This is a genomic window from Bartonella sp. AC62GZZY (assembly GCF_042196525.1).
Taxonomy (GTDB): Bacteria; Pseudomonadota; Alphaproteobacteria; order Rhizobiales; family Rhizobiaceae; genus Bartonella.
Map to the genome: position 1 here is coordinate 13,494 of NZ_JBHIQN010000008.1, position 18,784 is coordinate 32,277.

Genomic DNA, 18,784 nt, shown 5'->3' on the forward strand with positions numbered 1-18,784 from the left:
TGTTGTGATCAGAAGGCTCGCAATTGAAGCCGCATTCTGAAGAGCAGAACGCACAACTTTCACAGGATCAACAATTCTTGAAAGCAATCAAATCACCGAATTCACCAGTTGAAAAACGTAAAGTTGCTAAACGTGAAAAAGCATAAAAAAAAACGGGCCCAGAAGACCCGTTTCTTTATTATTTCTATGGAAAAAAGCTTAGAAATCCATTCCGCCCATTCCACCCATTCCGCCAGCAGGCATCGGAGGCATTGGTGTATCTTTCTTTGGAACTTCAGCAACCATTGCTTCTGTTGTGATCAGAAGGCTCGCAATTGAAGCCGCATTCTGAAGAGCAGAACGCACAACTTTCACAGGATCAACAATTCCCAAAGCAATCAAATCACCGAATTCACCAGTTGCGGTATTGTAACCATAAGTGTCAGCATTATTTTCCAGCACTTTGCCCACAATAATAGCGGCTTCTTCACCAGCATTGCTTGCAATCTGGCGCGCTGGTGCTTGTAGAGCACGACGAACGATACTAATACCAGCTTCTTGGTCAGGATTACTTCCCTTAACGGTCAACGCATTTGCTGCACGCAACAATGCGGTACCACCTCCAGCAACAATACCTTCTTCAACAGCAGCACGTGTTGCATTCAAAGCATCATCAACACGGTCTTTCTTTTCTTTCACTTCAACTTCTGTTGCACCACCCACACGGATAACAGCAACACCACCAGCGAGTTTAGCAAGTCTTTCTTGCAATTTTTCACGGTCATAGTCAGAAGTTGTTTCTTCAATCTGAGCCTTGATTTGATTGACGCGAGCAGTAATTTCAGCCTTTTGTCCAGCACCATCAATAATGGTGGTGTTTTCTTTAGAAATATTCACTTTCTTTGCACGTCCAAGCATATCCAAAGTGACATTTTCAAGTTTAATGCCCACATCTTCAGAAATAACCTGTCCGGATGTCAAGATAGCGATATCCTCTAACATTGCTTTACGGCGATCACCAAATCCAGGAGCTTTTACAGCAGCAATTTTCAAACCACCACGCAACTTGTTGACCACGAGCGTTGCCAAAGCTTCACCTTCCACATCTTCAGCAATGATAAGAAGGGGTTTTCCAGACTGAACAACAGCTTCAAGCACAGGAAGAAGAGATTGCAAATTAGACAATTTCTTTTCGTGAATGAGAATGTAAGGATCATCAAGATCAGCGACCATTTTCTCAGCATTTGTGACAAAATAAGGGGAAAGATACCCACGGTCAAATTGCATTCCTTCAACGACTTCTAATTCCGTTTCAGCAGTTTTAGCTTCTTCCACGGTAATGACGCCTTCATTGCCCACTTTTTCCATAGCATCAGCGATCATTTTACCGATTTCAGCAGCGCCATTAGCGGAAATTGTTCCCACCTGTGCAATTTCTGCTGAAGTTTGGATTTTTTTTGCTTTTTTGAAGAGGTTTGCCACCACTTCTTCAACAGCAGCATCAATCCCACGTTTAAGATCCATTGGGTTCATGCCCGCCGCAACAGCTTTAACACCTTCTTGCACAATAGCTTGTCCTAAAACAGTTGCTGTTGTTGTTCCATCACCAGCGATATCATTGGTTTTAGAAGCAACTTCGCGCAACATTTGTGCACCCATATTTTCGAACTTATCTTCCAGTTCGATTTCCTTTGCAACGGATACACCATCTTTTGTGATACGAGGCGCACCGAATGATTTATCAATCACCACATTGCGACCTTTAGGGCCGAGTGTCACCTTAACAGCATTAGCAAGGATGTCGACACCGCGCAACAAACGCTCACGCGCTTCACGGCCAAATTTGACTTCTTTAGCAGCCATTTAATTTCTCCTTGGAGTTTTCTCAAAATAGTACACAATGAAAAATTAAGCGCTTCAATTAGCCCATAATTCCCATAATGTCAGATTCTTTCATGATGAGGAGATCTTCCCCATTAATCTTGACTTCAGTTCCAGACCATTTTCCAAACAAAATACGGTCTCCTGTTTTGACTTCTAACGGCACGCGCTTTCCGTTATCATCGAGAGCGCCATTGCCAACAGCAATCACTTCGCCTTCTTGGGGTTTTTCTTTTGCTGTATCAGGGATGATAATCCCACCAGCCGTTTTATTTTCAGATTCAACCCGACGGACAACGACACGGTCGTGAAGTGGGCGGAATTGTATATTAGCCATGTTTTAAATCCTTAAAACTGAACATAATTGCATTAATCTTAAAAGTTCTTGCTAGCACTCTCAAGCTACGAGTGCTAGCATGTATTAGATATAAAATCGGCATCTCTCAATGTCAAGAATAGCCATAAAAATAATTTCTCTAAATGAAGCTTCAAAGTCTTGCCTCTTATTGCACTTTCGCGTTATCTATCTTTTTTGAGAACCCGTGAACAAAAAAGGATCTTATCATGGTTGAAACACGTCAGGAAACGGATAGCTTTGGAACGATTTCGGTACGTCAAGATCGTTATTGGGGCGCACAAACTGAACGTTCTCTGCATAATTTTAATATTGGCAGTGAAAAGCAGCCTCTTGCCATCATCTATGCCTTAGTCCTTGTCAAAAAAGCAGCAGCGATTGTAAATATGGGCAAAGGAAAACTACCAGAAAATATTGGAAAAGCAGTTATTGCCGCCGCTGATGAAGTGCTTGCCGGCGATTTTGATACGCATTTTCCACTGTCCGTCTGGCAAACAGGTTCTGGCACACAAAGCAATATGAATGTCAATGAAGTCATTGCTAATCGTGCTAGTAAGATTTTGGGAGGAAAACTTGGAAGCAAAAAACCAGTTCATCCCAATGACCATGTCAATATGAGCCAATCATCGAACGATTCCTTTCCCACGGCGCTTCACATTGCCACCACGTTGCAAACACGCCAACACTTACTGCCAATCCTTGAAGCTCTTATTGCGACATTAAAACAAAAAGAGCAAGAATTTGCAGATATCATTAAAATCGGCCGCACCCATACGCAAGATGCAACCCCTTTAACCTTAGGGCAAGAATTTTCAGGCTATCGTGCCGCATTAGAAGCCAATTTTCAGCGTATTAAAAATGCTCTAACCGATGTCCAAATGCTTGCTCAAGGTGGTACGGCTGTTGGCACAGGACTGAATGCACCCAAAGGTTTTGACGTTGCTTTTGCGCAAACAGTGAGCACTCTCACAGAAATAACGTTCCAAACTGCCCGCAATAAATTTGAAGCACTTGCCCATCATGGCGCCCTTGCGCATTTCCACGGGAGCTTGAATGCCTTAGCTGCTGATCTGTTTAAAATTGCCAATGACATTCGGTTTTTAGGCTCTGGTCCACGTTCCGGTTTAGGGGAACTCAGTCTTCCTGAAAATGAACCCGGATCTTCTATTATGCCCGGCAAAGTCAACCCCACGCAATGTGAAGCCTTAACCATGGTCGCATGCCAAGTTTTTGGTAATCACACCAGCGTAACCTTTGCCGCAAGCCAAGGACATTTTGAACTCAACGTTTATAAACCTGTTATTGGCTATAACGTTTTACAATCAATTACCCTTCTTGGTGATTGCATGCGTTCTTTTGATATGCATTGTATTCAAGGATTACGGGCCAATCGTGTTCATATTCACTCGCTCATGGAGCGCTCACTCATGTTAGTCACAGCTCTTGCACCAGAAATTGGCTATGAAAAAGCTGCTGAAATTGCCAAAGCAGCGCATAAAAATGATACAACTTTGCGCACCGAAGCATTAAAAGCAGGGGTTTTTGTAGAGGATTATGACCGATTAGTTGATCCCAAAAAGATGATTGCTCCCCAATAAACAACTCACTAAAAAAGATACAAACGTCTTAAAACAAATCTTTCTGTCAAAAGATCGGGGTGTTTTACACCCCGATGATGACCGATAACAATTACCCACAGCGTTCATTTTAGGCTCTGAGCCGCATTTATGCTATGGGTGTTTTTGTTGCTTATATTGTACTTAAAAGGCACAACGATTTTGGAAAGGAATGGATAGTCATAGCTCAACACCCAATAGCTATACTGGCAAAAAGTGATTTAAAGGGATATGACCTTAAGGTGTTTTTCATTCTAGCTTCGCGTCTTGATTTTGAAAATCTATTAGCTATCAACCAAACAAAATTAGCTCAAAAAAATCGGTATTAATAGACATAATTTCAATCGAAGTATAAAAAGATTAATGAATTCATCGTAGTTACGCTTTACAATGTTATCATTATTGATAACATTGGGTAAATAACTCTTATCTCAATGAGATAATGTGTTTATTTATAATAATAATCTAGCGTTATCCATATTGAACGAGAATCCTAAATACCGTAAGATTTTCTCATTTTAAATCTGTCCCATGTTGCATCAATCAAAATCACTTACTTGCACATCACAAACGCAATGAATGTATGAATAGAAATTGTATCCGATAAGGACTACAAACGCCTCTAATGAACCACCTCAAGTGCCAAGGACTGTCACAACGGACAAAGGGGCCTATCACAACATTGTGGAGAGGACTGTCACAACACCCTACGAACTGGCAAATATAGTAATGGTACCGACTTTCTCCTTTATGAAGCGTAAAAGAGGTGCTCAATAGATTTATCATTATATCATTCACAATCGCCGTCGTGAAATGGGTTTAGGAACATTGAGAAATGTCTCCTTTATGAAGCGTGAAAATGGGTGCTCAATAGAGGAACAGCTGTTTGAACAGAACTCAATACACCGAAAAGGGTTTCCTTTGCCGAAACAATCCGCCTACTCTCGGAGGCCTCCTTTAAGACTACTCGCAATAAATTTAAAGCCCCTTGCTCCTCATGGCATCCCTCACGCCTTATGGGAGCCCTCGCATTTCCACAAAAACCTGAATGCACGCGCTAATCTCTTTAAAATAGCCAACGACATTCAGTTTTTAGGCTCTCATCCACGTTCCGGCTTTAAGCGAACGGAACGGAGAGTTTATCCGTTTTACATGGCGCATAAGAAACCTCATGAGACTTGAGATTCTCGCACTTTACTCCTTCTGATTCTTCGTATTCCATTCAATCAATCAAAACTATTCGCTTAGATTATTATAAGCAAAAGTGGCATATAGATAAAAAAGAAATAAAGTCGCTCATCCCCTCGAGTGCTCAAAAGGCTACCGCAATACAAAGCTATGCAATATCAAAAACGAGCAACGAATATGACGGTACCAACGAGCAACGAATATGACGGTACCAATATGCATTTTTACGATAAATTGAATATTTAAGCACATTGGTGTCAATCATAATGGATAATACATTTAACAACAAAAAGTGTTTTAATATATATAAAGTAATATTTTTTTAATAAATAGAAAGCTTGTTTACTATACTATAATTTTTTCTAAAACACAGAGAACACTGAAAGAGTATATAAAAATACTGAAAAATCAATATAAACGTGGGATAATAGCATGAAAACAAGTTTCAAGAACGCTTAAATATGGATAATTATAGAGTTTTTGAATGTTTTAGTTTTCATAATGATATTAAATATAGATTTTTTTAACCAATTCGTATATAATACGATTTGTATCTGAAATAAATTGGGGACGTTTTTATGAAAACAAAATGTTTAGTTGCACTATCTATTTTCACCTTCATTACCGCTTCAACAGCGCAAGCAGCAGATACAGTAATCTTTAAGCAATCAGAACCGAAGGTTTCATTGCAAGATGTTTCGTCATCACGTATTTCACCGGTTACTGTTTCTGCGCCTTTTTCTTGGTCTGGTTTTTATTTTGGAGGACAAATTGGATATTTTTCCAATAAAAATACTCTAAATTATGCACAAGAAGCTAGGGACGGAAAGTGGGCTTGGGTTGATAGAGATTTATCACCGAAACTATCAGGATTGAGAGCAGGTTTGTATGCAGGTTCTAATATTGATCTGGGAGATCTTGTTTTCAGTTTTGATACCGACATGGTCTGGTCTGGGAGGAAAAGCACCCAAACAGACAATGGAAAGAAAATTCTAGATGAATCAAACTCCATTAACATTGCCTTTAAAAAAGCTGGGATTCCTATCATAAAACCTGCAGCTCAGGGTGAAACGATATCCAACTATGGTGACATTGTTGTTAGCAGTGTAACATTGAAAGAAACGTGGTCTGGTGCCACGCGCGCGCGTATTGGTTTTGCTTCCCATCGTCTTATGCCTTATATTGCAGGGGGTATAGCCTATACACAGATGCAATATATCATGTCACTTTTATCAAAATCGCAAGAAGATTCGACAATTTTTGCTTCTGGCAATGTGTTAGATGAGACAAAAACAATGTTTGGTTACACTGTTGGTGGTGGTTTTGATCTTGCAATGACAGATAATATCATTATGCGTACAGAATATCGTTATTCAGATTTTTTTAAAAAGAAATTTGCAAACGATAACCTTAAAATCTCTTCTCAAACGCATGATGTTCGCTTTGGTATCGCTTATAAATTCTAAGTTTTGTAGAAAAATTGAACAATTAAAAAACCCTGTTAAAAACGGGGTTTTTTAATGCCCCTTTACCCCTAAAAAGACGTAGATTCTAAAAGCCTGTACTAAACTTTAAACAAATAGTCACGAAACAATAAAGCCTCTCCCTCTCTTAAAGCAAATTTCTATCCTCTCAGCCTTTCATGTAATGCATTTGGAATATAAGAGCTTTACCATCATACCACTAGGCGCCATCGTAAAATAAATGAGAGCCGCTATGTAAGAGATATTTCTTTAAAATAAATATGGATATTGTGCATCAATTGCAGTTTTATAAGATGATGTTGACTTGCCTCCCCGCTCTCAAAGGATAAAGATTCTAAAAATCCATTTTTAAACACCATGTCCGTTTATAAAAACACAAAAACTCTTGGGGGATATCGGGGGACTCTTGGGCGGGCTTCTTTGGGCTCCTCCGCATGGAATGCTCTTAAACCTACAGCAAGATAAACACATTTAAGAATATCCAACACACACCGAAAAAATACTGTAACGTTTCAAGGAAGGATGCCCTATATTACCACACTTCAAACGACAGTATTTTACCGCTATTGTATGCCAGAATGGAGAGAGGATATTGCGGTTCTCTGTTTATGTAATTTCTGTAACGGGAAGACAACTTCATTTAGGGAGCACATGAAGTTGTCAAGGTAAAAACCAATTTCCAATCTTACCATTTCCCTCTGCTTTACGACTTTCAAAAGCCTTTAAAGCACAATCTTTTAAGCCTCTGCTCCTGTCTTTTAAAGAGAGGAAATTACACATTGCCCCATGTTTTTGTTTCTCACATATCTTTTTTGGATCACACCCTTCATATCATACGGCAGCGCTTCAAACCAAACACACTCAAATTCAAGATACTTGGGTTGCCAATTCACATGCGTGTTTTAAAGAAACATCTCTCAAAACCCTCAAGCTCATTTTGCGACAACACCCACAGGAATATAAAATCTATAGAGCACCATCTCTACACTTCATAAAAATGCAAGCTGGCACCATCCATCATATACTTTACCTCCAATGATGCCCTTGAAACGGCATAAGAGGCATTTTTATTCATTTTTTGTAAAATTTCACTCCACGCGAGCTCATCTAGCTTGTAACGTACAAGCGACATGATTTTGGTTGATTTACTACAAACAGACTTGAAATGAAAGAATCCTAGGGTATTAGAGGTTTTTCATTCAACATGCCAAACATTGAACACGGTCTATAAATCCCACGTTTTATACCCCCCATGTTTTATAAAACAACGTGATGCGCCGTAACAGGATAAAGGAAAATATTTATGAAGTGGTGCGGGTGGTCGGACTCGAACCGACACTCCTCTCGGAACCAGATTTTGAGTCTGGCGCGTCTACCAGTTCCACCACACCCGCACACTGCTATAAAAGACAGGACTATAAAAGACAGACTTGTCGATTATTCCTTTGCACTATATGAAGAAGAACAGATTCGTCAACAGAAGACTTCTCATTTTTTAAGAATTCATATCATTTTCTTATCTATTTTATGGAATATTTTCTTTATTGGATTTCTCTACCGGATTTATAGCAATCTCATTTGTAAAGTCTTTACCTCTTAAACTTATAAAAGCCTCATGATATTAAACAAATTAAAGCTTTGGACGATTTCTTTAGCAAATCGGCGTACAGCACCACACTGGCTTGGTTTCATTGCCTTTATTGAAAGTTCTATTTTTCCAATTCCCATAGATGTTTTATATATTCCGATGCTGCTTATCCATCAAAAGCGGGTTTATCGTTATGCTTTGATTGCGACGATCTGTTCTGTATTAGGAGGCATTGCCGGTTGGTTTATCGGACATTTTGCCTATGATACCCTTGCCAAACCCATTTTAGAAATTTATGGTAAGGTTGAAAGTTTTGAATCTCTGAAAAATAGTACAACCCTGCAATTTCTCATCATTTTACTGATAACATCAGGTTTTTTTCATCTTCCCCCCATCAAGATTGTCACAATTTTGGCCGGTGTTATGAGTGTGCGTCTTGAATTTTTCATTCTTATTTGTATTTTTTCCAGAGGCGCTCGTTTTTATCTTCTTGCGTGGCTGATTAAACATTTTGGGCAAAAAGCAATGAATTTTCTAGTACAGCATTTTAAATGGATTGTTCTCATTGGTTGTGTTAGCCTCCTTTTAATTTATGGGATTTTCATAGCTTTTTTAAACAAGAAGCTTTTATAAGGAACAGACTTAATGGCATGCGTTTTGTCTTCTCATCCACTTTTACACAAGCACCTTCATGTTGAACCCAGCAGAAAAGAACAATGTTTATGGGCTTTTTTTCTCGCTTTTTGCTTATCCACTACAATAGGTCTCGCCCTTAGTTTTGAATATCTTGGCGGATATCTTCCTTGCGATTTATGTCTCATAGAGCGTTTTCCCTATTATGGTGCCATACCATTTTTGCTTTTAGCAGGTTTTGGGGCATGTTTTTTTCGCACAACGGCTTGGATACAACTTTTATTTTTGTGTGTTTTTGTCTTAATGTGCATCAGCCTTGTTTTAGCCGTTTATCATGCGGGTGTTGAATATGGCTTTTGGGAAGCTCCCCTCAGCTGTGGTTTAAGCGCAGTCAGAAAAACCTCAGACATTAACCAGCTTCTTAACCAATTAAATAGCATTCATCCCCCTTCTTGTTCTGAAGCATCCGTACGCTTTCTTTTTCTCTCATTTGCCGGTTGGAATGTCGTCTCAAGCCTATTTTTCTCCCTTATAAGCCTCTATATCGCTTCAAAAGGAATTCTTTCAGTCCATAAAAAACTCTAACCATAAAATAGAAACGAAACCGCGTGCACTCGTTCTCTCCAATAGCTTCCCCTCTAACCAACCAACCCTCCAGTCACCAATCCCCACCCAAAACCACCCACCGCCAAACCAACCCACCAACACCAACGAGTTACCAACATCCCTCCTCTAACGTTGTACTCAAAAGACAAAAATAAGCAGAGACATCCATTTTATGGTTTCACCTCTCTGTACTTATGGGCAACATTTTGATAAAAACTCGTGATAGAAAAGCCGTAAAATAATAAGTGAGGGGACCAATAAATATAAATGGTCTGCTATGGCTGAAGATAAGAACACAGCGCCTTCTACCCTGTCACCTATTTCCTTAGATATAACCAAACTTGAAGAACCATGTGTTATGATGGAACATGATCATAATGCATGGCGCGAGCATATAAAAGAAAGGGATTTAAATGCTCCTTACGAAAAACCACCTCATATAAAACCACGAATCAAATCGGCACCACGCATCAGGCAAGTTTTTTGGTGCGATTTTCCTCATGATTCAATACTCCCTGAATTTTGGAAAAAGCGGCCTGTTTTAGTGCTTTCTAAGAATGCAAAATTATATGGAAATGTAACAGTTTTGCCTTTTTCAACGAAATCACAACCCAATAATCCCGCTGCGTATCCAATACAATCTCCCATAGAGAATAAAAAAGCATGGATTATCTGCAATTATGTCACAACAGTTTCTGTAAGTCGTTTAAGTTGCTCACGTACCGTTCCAAGATTATCCTGCGAAGATTTTCATAAAGTTGTAGCTCTAATGCTCAAATATTTACCGCATTTACACTATTGACTTTTGAAAAAAATAAGCGTATATATACCGCCATACACGGCATCAGTAATGGTGGCCGCTTCCCCGCAAGGGGAGATAGGAACGAAGGAGTGGGAAACCGCTCCTTTCGTCATTTTTGGTATTTTTTTTGAGAACTTTTTAGCCATTTTTTGCAACCTTCCCTAAAACATATCCACATTCATTCTCCACCGTTGTTGTTTTGAAATATTTGCGATTTGGGGATAAGCAGAAGACAATATCCGTACTGTTGATCCGGTAAAGTTTCCCATGGAGATTACCGAGATGTTGTACATACTTATCATTTCATTGCACAAAAAATCGTGCTGGCGTTTCTTAAACTTTATATGATTTACCGCAATGGGAATATCTTTCCAAGATTGAAAAAAGCTTCGCTTTATAGTGACCACACCTCAAACGATCGTATTTTACGAGAGAACAAAGAAAATTCTCTAATGAACCAGAAATCAACACCCAATCGATTTCTATCTCTTCACCAATAATAATTGTTTGTCGCCCTAACCACATTATTTCACCGGTCACATGACCTAACATAGCTTTTGCAGATAGATTTTCTTCCTCTTTTCCGAGAAACGATCTATGTTAAGCTATTTTGGGATTTACTGCTAAATTGCGTATGCTTGCGCTTTTAAAGCCTTTTTTCTCACCATATAAAAGGTAGATAAAAAAAATAATTTCGTTTATCAGCTTTATTTTAAAGACATACCTATTTTTTACAGGATACGTTCTCCTTTCTATCAGCCCTATCGCATTTAATACACTTGTCGTTTCTAAACATGAACAACCAAGCATCACAATGGAACAATAGACATCCATTGTAGCTTGTCATCAAGTTTTGTATATTTTGACACTAGGTTTTGTACCAATTAATTTTTTTTCAAAGAGTTTTTAAAAGGCTCTCAAAGGGGGGTCAAAGACCTCTCAAAGCCTTCTCTCATTTTTAGCATGAAAATGCACTTTTTTCTGATTTTCACTCTTTTTAGCTCTTTTTTACAATTTTAAATGTCAAAATCTATTTTGACAAAACGCGCATTGAATGCTAAATTTTATACATAAAAACAACAAATTACCATCTAATCCCACTGAGTATAAAGCCTAGTGTCAAACTACATCCATCACTTTCATTGGCACTTGCATTGACAAGAGATAAACAAGAGCATTGATCATCACACACGGAGCAAAAATCTATAGCGACTACGCCATAGACTTTCGCCACGCAAGGGTTATTCTTAGAGCATATTGATGATGAGATAATCATTTATGACATCCTTTTTGTTGCGCCATAGAACAGGTTTTGCTAACTAGTTTTACTATTATGCAAATTTTTCAAGAGAAATCCTCACTCGCTCATAGATGACAAGATTTCTTTATGGAGAGCGCACATGACGCTCAGCTTTGACCTTTTCCATAACAAGGGTAAGTTCAAACTTTAACCAACACGACAATACACCTATTCTAAACGATTTACGCACCACCTCATCGGCAACAGGCTGCTCCAATATCGGTGCATTGACTTGAGAATTTTTTGCACTTCCACGCACCGTAAAAAAAGACTTTCTTTTTTTCATATTTAAATCCATTTCAGTTGATTTGGATTTTAAAAGTGCCCAAAAAAATCAAACAAAAATAGAGAGGTAAGTTACGAAAACTACAGGGTAAATTTTACTGCCCCAAAATGTCTATTTTTCCCCGCCTGAACAGTCAGAGGAACACTATAAAAATTATTTTCATTAAAAAACAATTACTTATAATCTAGGGAAGAAAAGTAAAAATCTCCCCCAGAAAAAGAGATTATCTTCAAAATTATCAAAAAAAGCAGCACAATTTTAGTGATCTTTTTATTTTTTTTCTTTTGATAAAATTAATTGGCAGGTGTCTTAGGCGCCCCTCCGGTAGGTTCCCAATTGGCAATACTTGCAAGCTGCTCAATAACATCCTCTTTTAACTTACCATTTTTCTTATTGCGTAAATCATATTGATCAGCATTCTGTTGCAGCCACTTTATAAGCGTTCCTTTAACAGTTTTACCACCCTCAGCCTCACTCACCGCTTCCCAAGCCGCAACAATAGCAGCAAGCTTTGGGGCATAGCGTGGATGCGTTGGATCTTGAAACGCATATTTTTGGTCCTTAACGTCACGAGAATCATCCTCAGGGAAAAAAAATGGAGGGTACAGACCACGCGATGAAAGCCATTCTTTTAAATCATCAACGCGAACATATGAGGAATCTGCATCTATAAAATCCGAAAAATTATAGTACGACCATTCTATCTCTAATCGATTGCTTTTTCCCGCTTGAACGATAGCATGATAGGCTGCACGGAAATTAGCAGTTTTCTCTGATGATACGGAAAGGTTATCTTCGTAAATATCACTTTTTTCTGGTTCTAATTTGTTGACAAACAAATACTTTCCTGGATTTAATCCAACTATTAAAAGCGCTGCCTGCAGTATTGTTAGTTTTTCAGAAAGCCGCCAAAATTTCAAACCATCACTATTTTCCATATATGCTCCCTTTTTTCTGCACAATTTCGCTCTTTTTTAAAAACATCAAAAACGTTTGTTAACGCGTAGAGATTATGCACTTCTCACATTTCAACTCATCCCATACTTTAAATAAAACACAGCACCCACACCCCTCCTTGTGATACACAAGAAAATGATTTGAATTGCTTCAATATAAGAAGTTTTAAAGTGAGAGAATCTTACTGAATTTTGGGCTTTCATACAAGATATCAGGCAAGTTACAAGGCGATAAATGCCCCTTCATAAAGTATCAATTTTCATGCGTGATCAAACAATTGGATATGATAATATCTCTTTCATTTATGCACTCCCACCCTTAAACCTGCCCCTGCAATTACAGCACAAAAGATAATTCGTTACATCAAATCCACCTCTAAATGCAAAAGCTGTAACAACGCTCAATGCGCGTAAATATCATAAGAATACTGTCTTACACCTCCACAAGCGGGATGCGTGACGTCAAACTGTACAATAAAATGCCATACCTATAATGAACCGAGCTAAAAGCTGTCGCAACACTGGGAGCTAAGGTGTATGACGATGCCGGCTTGCTCTTTATGAAGTAACAAGCCAGCACTATCTATTTGCCAGCCCCCAATATTGCGACAGCCCTTGGCTCTTAAGACGGTTCATAAGAGCCATTTTTAGTTCTTTCTTCTATAGTTTTTACCCACACGCCAACCCCGCTTGTAGTGTGCAAGCAAGTGATTTTGATTGATTCAAGATAAACAGATTTGAAATGAGAGAATCCCACGTTATTCGGGAGGCTAATTCAATATGAATAACGCTAGATTATCATTATAAATCAATATCTTTTATGCAGCGTAAAGATGGAAAGACTCAATGGAGTTTATATTATTTAGTGTATATTATTATATGAAGGCTTTACTGTTTTACTCTTTTATACTCTTCACGGACGCCCTCATGAAATAGGCATTTGTCCCTTGAAAAAAGTCTCTTTTAAAGAATTATTTCAAATTCCAAAGATTATTATCGTCTTTTGAATCCGTCAAATGAATGATCGTGCCCGCTTATTTCCATATATTCAAAATACATTAGAATGCTCCATTGAAAACGTCCCTTTAGCATAATAAAGCATATTTTCTCTCAATGCTTTCACGCCCCCCTCTCGACCCCACTTAATAAATCTCCCACTTAATAAATCTTCCTGTACTTGAATTTATTTGCCAGCTTTACTTTCATAGCACCCCAGCATTTTTTTACTGCAACCTTTTTGCAATTTTTCAGTTTTGAACTTTTAGATTGACTTTCGGTTTATTTTTCTTATGTTTTAGAATTATTCTAAAGTGCAGAGGAACAGAAAATGTTGAGATCGTTTTTTTCATTTGTACAACGTAAAGCTCTGTCCTTTCGTTCAGCACAAACAATGATGCTTCGCGCACTCAAAATAAAAGAGCAACATGCGGCGCTCTATTTAAAATATGCAAAAGCTCTAGAACCTTATTCCTCTAGGGAAGCCGCGGTTTTTACCGCCATGGGGCTTCAAGAGCTTAAAAATTATAAGCAACTTTTGTGCCTTTCTTGCCATAATCGTGCAAACACTATCGGTTCATTATGTGACAAAACTTCTCTTGTGAAAGACAAGAGCCGCCATCCCTCCCAAAAAACAACAGCGGCAAATCACACCATAAAAAAACCTTCGAAAACGCAAAGACAAACACTTTTGACTTGGATTCAACCAGGTCTAGCAGGGTTAATGGATGGCTCTGTTTCCACCCTTGCCCCCATTTTTGCCGCAGCTTTTGCCACGGGAGACACGCATCAAACTTTTTTGATAGGACTCTCAGCTTCAATTGGTGCAGGACTTTCGATGGGTTTCACAGAAGCAGCCCATGATGACGGCAAATTATCAGGACGTGGTTCGCCATTAAAAAGAGGCCTTGCCAGCGGCATTATGACCACATTAGGAGGATTAGGCCATACGCTTCCCTATTTAATCAACTCTTTTTATGTAGCGACAATTATTGCTTTTATCATTGTTTTTTTCGAACTAGGCGCCATCGTCTGGATTCAGAACAAATTCATGTCAACTCCCTTTTGGCGCGCTTCTTTACAGGTCATCATTGGAGGTGCCTTGGTTTTTGCCACGGGTATACTTATCGGTAGTATCTAAAAAAATCTTATCCACAACCCATGATTTAGATCTCTAACGTGTCATTCCTTTTAGTGACAACACATTGATTTATAGAACTCTTAATCTTTGTCTCAAACATACGGCTGCCTTAGAGTTGGATGTTGATTTACAGGCAACAACAAAAGCACGCGTTCTTTTAGGCAAACAACGCCATAAAACGCAAAACTTTCCAGCAATAGGTTGAAGAGATATACCAGCACCATCACACACTTTGCTAACCCTGAATATTACGGACAAAAGCTTTTGACCCTTGAGACGATTCATGAGAAGCACTTTTAGTCCTTATCTCATATAAATTCACTCCACACGGGCTCTCTCGGCGTGTAACGCGCAAGCGACATGGTTCTGATTGCTTCAAAAAAGAGAAAAATTTATACCATTAGGGACTCTCATTCAACATACAAAAATAGTGAATTATCATTATTAATCAATATATTAGCATTCTTGGGAATTCTATTGATAGTATTTTTGGATAATGCTGTAGAGTATTCTGGATTAGCAAGAGATGATAACCAAGCTCTGGGGACAACCTCCATAAACAAACCTTCATCGACTTGTTTTATGGGTATCTTTTGTTAAAGTATCATTTTCTTCTAGACCTCATATTTTGGAAATGCCTTGATCATGCCGCACACTAAAACCAACGCACCTCTCAACAACCAAGAAAATCCTGTTTCTTCTCAACCTTCACACCCTGTAACTTTATTCGTTGAACGTCTTGCACATGGACAAGATTTAGAACTTCCTCATTATGCGACAGCGGGTTCTGCTGGCCTTGATCTACGCGCCGCCATTGGAGAAGAAGAAACGCTTGTTCTTAGCCCTGGGCAGCGTGCTCTTATTCCAACAGGTCTCATTTTTCATTTATCCCTTGGGTTTGAAGCACAAATACGTCCACGCTCTGGCTTAGCCTTAAAACACGGCATCACATGCCTCAACACTCCAGGAACGATTGATAGTGACTACCGTGGTGAAGTCAAAGTCCTTCTTATCAATTTAGGCCAAGAAGACTTTTCAATCCAACGGGGCATGCGCATTGCCCAAACAGTCATCGCCCCTGTATCCCAAGTTAATGTTTGCGCCATTGAACCAGAGCAAAATACCCAAAGCCATAACGAGAGCCGTGGAACAGGAGGTTTTGGTTCAACGGGACACACTTAAGAGGCTCTGAAAAATCGCTACTCTCAAAATAACACATACCCAACCACTCTTTCACTGGAAATTCTTTGGGCTTTTAAAGTGCAGAGGGAATGCGCATTTGCTTTCAAAGTTTTTTCACTAAACGCACCTCTAAATAAGTATCTCTCAATTACGTCTCGTACGCTATACAAAACTTCATTATCACCCGATACCCCTCCCCCATAACAAAAACATTGGCACTAACCATTGAGAGTTCACACACCACTGGTAATGTCAACAATCTATACATCATATTGATTTATAATAATAATGAATTGTCTTGCAACTTAAATAAGAAATCTCAATATTGTAAGATTGTTTCATGGCAAGCCTATTTATATTAAATCAATCAAAAGCATGTTTCTCACGTTCCAAACGTGGCTAGCATGCAGATAACAACTGGAAAAATGCCTACAATGAATACTTATACTAAACACTGTCGCAACATTGGGAAAAAAATATAAATACGATAATGGTGCTCGCTTACTCTTTTGTTAAGCATAAAGATGGTGATGTTTGATAGATTTTTTATTATTTTACAGGAGGCTTGACCGTTATACCATTTATAAACACCGCCGCAAAAAGAGCTTTAAGATTATTAAGACACACAACTATCGCCTCTGCTGTTTTCTTGATTATACCTTTTGCGGCAAGATGAGTAGAGTTTAATCCTAAAAAAACCGATTCAATATATGAACCCCCTGCGTAATATCAAACCCATACGTATTTGGTTTAACAAAACCACGACAAAACCCTCATCAATTTCACTCTATGGCTTTGAATAATATTCTTTTCTTCCCGCAACAAAGGCTGTTTTTATCACTAATCAGAGACATCGGCTGGAATATTAGCGTTTCCCGCAGTGCCCGTTGTTACGGTATCCACATGTCCTACAACGTTACCACCCGCTCCATCGACAGCAGCGTCCTCTACCCCTGTTGTTTTATTATTGATCTCACCTCTTGAGACAAGATTGGTAGAGTTTTGCAATCCTACAAGACCAATTTTATTATATCCAGCCATACGTATTTGATTGAGTAAATCGATGACAGTACCATAATCAATTTCGCTATCCGCTTTGATTAAAATTTTTGCCTCTAAATTTTGCGTAGTTTCCCTCAACAAAGCTTCTCTCAAAGCTGCTTGTTCTACAAGATGATCACCAATGTAAAGAGAACGATCTTTTTGCAACGTAACATAAAGAGGTTCATCAGACTGAACCACTGAAGGTGCTTGAGTTATAGAAGGAAGCTGAACGGAAATGACAGACGTTGCCAAAGGCGCTGCAACCATAAAAACAATAAGCAACACCAATACAACATCAATAAAAGGGGTCACATTGATTTCGCTTTGCAACCCACTCTCGTCTATATCCCAATCATTATTAAGGCTTGCTTTCATTTTTTATGACTTTTCTGTTGTCTTTGTCTATCAAGTTCACGGCTCAAGAGCCTTTCAAGAGCAGCAGCGATATCGCCTAAATCACTGCGATAACCACTCAAAGCACGCATAAGGCTATTATACATAACAACGGCGGGAATAGCCACAAAAAGCCCAACAGCCGTTGCGAATAAGGCTTCAGCAATTCCAGGCGCCACCACATCAAGTCGCGTTGTTTGAGACTGAGCAATCCCAATAAAAGAATTCATAATTCCCCAAACAGTTGCAAAAAGACCAACAAAAGGAGCAATTGCGCCAATAGTTGCAAGAACAGCGCTTCCACATGCAACACGGCGTGTAGCAGCCAGCAAGCAGCGTGACAAAAGTGAATGAACCCTTTCTTTTAAACCTTCATGAACATCACGAGCCTTAGCATCGCGAACATCGCGGGAAACATCTTCATATTGATTGCTCTCCTCATAAAAGAGAATATCTTCAATCGTTTGTGCACTTTCCCCTGTACTGTTTTTTTCACCAGAGCTTTCGTTTATCCCTTCAGGAGCAGAAAAATGAACCTGTTGTGCAGAAAGATACACCTCTTTAAGAACTTCTTTGAGAAAAAACACACCAGCTCCTTTACTTTCTTTCAAGCTAGCTGCCAAACGCGTAAGAGTCTGAGCATTTAGAACCAATTGAAGTTCATGACGTACTCTTCGTTTTACCAAAGTGATCTCAACAATTTTCACAAAAGCAATTGTCCAAGACATAAGTGAAGCAAGTAACAAAATAATGATAACGGCTTTCACCACCCAATCAGCAGCCATAAACATAGAAAAAGGAGAAAAATCATGCACTGTCAATACAGAAGACATATTATCTAAAGGGACTGTTTTATCTAAAGGGACTGTTTCAGATTCCATTTTTATCTCACATTCTTGTGCTCTTATCTTTATTTATGAGCTGGATCGTCACCCCGCATAGCATCACTGTTCCACAATGCCACGACCCTTTTAACGTCACTTTTGTATTTCTCTTAAAAAATAAAACTTGATAAATCAAGTATAGTTTTATTTCATAAGCTCTCTCTTAATTCTAAAGAAATTACTCAAGAAATTTTTCTCTAACAATTCAACAAGTTTATCTTACCCAATCAATTTATTGCATAAATTAGGCAAAATGATAAATTTACAAGAAGTATCGCATATAATATTTTAATTTATAAGAATAATTTATCATCGTTCCTGTTAAATAAATCTCTCATATCGCAAAGCTTTTCTCATTTCAGCAGCTCTTTTAAAGCCAACAAAATATTTGCTTACATGAAACAAGCAGCAAAAATATCATAAAACTCTTGAAGAAAAGGATATGCACATCTCTAACAACCCGCGCACTG

The 18,784-nt window shown here is 38.7% G+C and carries 15 protein-coding genes, 1 tRNA gene and 2 pseudogenes; 10 read left to right on the top strand and 8 right to left on the bottom strand.

Translation table 11 applies throughout. From position 1 onward, the window contains the following. Positions 1 to 23 precede the first annotated feature (23 nt). Positions 24 to 146 carry a hypothetical protein gene (locus ACFIML_RS06075; RefSeq protein WP_375615056.1) on the top strand — a complete coding sequence of 41 codons (123 nt, stop codon included), beginning with the start codon at positions 24 to 26 and terminating at the stop codon, positions 144 to 146. A gap of 52 nt (positions 147 to 198) precedes the next feature. On the opposite strand, the gene groL is transcribed toward ACFIML_RS06075, so the two are convergent. Beyond that, the gene (groL, locus tag ACFIML_RS06080) at positions 199 to 1,842 is read right to left on the bottom strand and encodes a chaperonin GroEL (RefSeq protein WP_375606493.1); all 1,644 of its coding nucleotides are present in this window, start codon (positions 1,840 to 1,842) and stop codon (positions 199 to 201) included. 58 nt (positions 1,843 to 1,900) lie between these two features. Further along, a complete protein-coding gene (gene groES, locus ACFIML_RS06085) occupies positions 1,901 to 2,197 on the bottom strand; it encodes a co-chaperone GroES (protein ID WP_005774667.1) in 297 nt (98 codons plus the stop codon). Positions 2,198 to 2,424: 227 nt separating this feature from the next. Between groES and fumC (ACFIML_RS06090) the strand changes: the two genes are divergently transcribed. The 3 genes and pseudogenes from fumC (ACFIML_RS06090) (at position 2,425) to ACFIML_RS06100 (ending at position 6,485) form a co-directional block, all read left to right on the top strand. Further along, the gene (fumC, locus tag ACFIML_RS06090; RefSeq protein WP_375687640.1) at positions 2,425 to 3,813 is read left to right on the top strand and encodes a class II fumarate hydratase; all 1,389 of its coding nucleotides are present in this window, start codon (positions 2,425 to 2,427) and stop codon (positions 3,811 to 3,813) included. A gap of 908 nt (positions 3,814 to 4,721) precedes the next feature. Beyond that, positions 4,722 to 4,947 (top strand): annotated as a pseudogene (gene fumC, locus ACFIML_RS06095) (class II fumarate hydratase); the annotation flags it as partial. A gap of 650 nt (positions 4,948 to 5,597) precedes the next feature. Next, a complete protein-coding gene (locus ACFIML_RS06100) occupies positions 5,598 to 6,485 on the top strand; it encodes an outer membrane protein (protein WP_375606495.1) in 888 nt (295 codons plus the stop codon). Between the two features lie 1,327 nt (positions 6,486 to 7,812). Here ACFIML_RS06100 and ACFIML_RS06105 read toward each other — a convergent pair. After that, positions 7,813 to 7,897 (bottom strand) — tRNA-Leu (locus ACFIML_RS06105). Positions 7,898 to 8,118: 221 nt separating this feature from the next. Here ACFIML_RS06105 and ACFIML_RS06110 point away from each other — a divergent pair. The 3 genes from ACFIML_RS06110 (at position 8,119) to ACFIML_RS06120 (ending at position 10,132) form a co-directional block, all read left to right on the top strand. Then, positions 8,119 to 8,724 (top strand): YqaA family protein, encoded by a 606-nt coding sequence (locus ACFIML_RS06110; protein WP_375606496.1) that lies wholly within the window; start codon positions 8,119 to 8,121, stop codon positions 8,722 to 8,724. 12 nt (positions 8,725 to 8,736) lie between these two features. Continuing rightward, complete coding sequence (locus tag ACFIML_RS06115) at positions 8,737 to 9,309, top strand: disulfide bond formation protein B (protein WP_375614478.1); 573 nt, start codon at positions 8,737 to 8,739, stop codon at positions 9,307 to 9,309. Between the two features lie 298 nt (positions 9,310 to 9,607). After that, positions 9,608 to 10,132: a type II toxin-antitoxin system PemK/MazF family toxin gene (locus ACFIML_RS06120; RefSeq protein ID WP_375608131.1), complete on the top strand. Its 525-nt coding sequence runs from the start codon at positions 9,608 to 9,610 to the stop codon at positions 10,130 to 10,132. Between the two features lie 333 nt (positions 10,133 to 10,465). On the opposite strand, the gene ACFIML_RS06125 is transcribed toward ACFIML_RS06120, so the two are convergent. The 3 genes from ACFIML_RS06125 to ACFIML_RS06135 form a co-directional block, all read right to left on the bottom strand. Continuing rightward, positions 10,466 to 10,684, bottom strand: coding sequence for a hypothetical protein (locus ACFIML_RS06125; RefSeq protein WP_375687642.1), 219 nt, complete (start codon positions 10,682 to 10,684; stop codon positions 10,466 to 10,468). Positions 10,685 to 11,517: 833 nt separating this feature from the next. After that, the gene (locus ACFIML_RS06130; RefSeq protein WP_375615054.1) at positions 11,518 to 11,718 is read right to left on the bottom strand and encodes a hypothetical protein; all 201 of its coding nucleotides are present in this window, start codon (positions 11,716 to 11,718) and stop codon (positions 11,518 to 11,520) included. A gap of 293 nt (positions 11,719 to 12,011) precedes the next feature. After that, positions 12,012 to 12,656 carry a hypothetical protein gene (locus ACFIML_RS06135; protein ID WP_375687644.1) on the bottom strand — a complete coding sequence of 215 codons (645 nt, stop codon included), beginning with the start codon at positions 12,654 to 12,656 and terminating at the stop codon, positions 12,012 to 12,014. Positions 12,657 to 14,001: 1,345 nt separating this feature from the next. Between ACFIML_RS06135 and ACFIML_RS06140 the strand changes: the two genes are divergently transcribed. From ACFIML_RS06140 to dut, 3 genes and pseudogenes are all read left to right on the top strand, one after another. Continuing rightward, positions 14,002 to 14,811 (top strand): VIT1/CCC1 transporter family protein, encoded by an 810-nt coding sequence (locus tag ACFIML_RS06140; protein ID WP_375606503.1) that lies wholly within the window; start codon positions 14,002 to 14,004, stop codon positions 14,809 to 14,811. A 79-nt stretch (positions 14,812 to 14,890) separates the two neighbouring features. Continuing rightward, positions 14,891 to 15,010 (top strand): annotated as a pseudogene (locus ACFIML_RS06145) (integrase); the annotation flags it as partial. A gap of 446 nt (positions 15,011 to 15,456) precedes the next feature. Then, positions 15,457 to 15,993: a dUTP diphosphatase gene (gene dut, locus ACFIML_RS06150; RefSeq protein ID WP_375686478.1), complete on the top strand. Its 537-nt coding sequence runs from the start codon at positions 15,457 to 15,459 to the stop codon at positions 15,991 to 15,993. Between the two features lie 840 nt (positions 15,994 to 16,833). Here dut and ACFIML_RS06155 read toward each other — a convergent pair. Both ACFIML_RS06155 and ACFIML_RS06160 read right to left on the bottom strand, forming a co-directional pair. Beyond that, positions 16,834 to 17,412: a biopolymer transporter ExbD gene (locus ACFIML_RS06155; RefSeq protein WP_375615049.1), complete on the bottom strand. Its 579-nt coding sequence runs from the start codon at positions 17,410 to 17,412 to the stop codon at positions 16,834 to 16,836. Next, the gene (locus ACFIML_RS06160) at positions 17,409 to 18,311 is read right to left on the bottom strand and encodes a MotA/TolQ/ExbB proton channel family protein (RefSeq protein WP_375615048.1); all 903 of its coding nucleotides are present in this window, start codon (positions 18,309 to 18,311) and stop codon (positions 17,409 to 17,411) included. Before ACFIML_RS06160 ends, ACFIML_RS06155 begins: the two co-directional genes overlap by 4 nt. Positions 18,312 to 18,784: the final 473 nt, after the last annotated feature.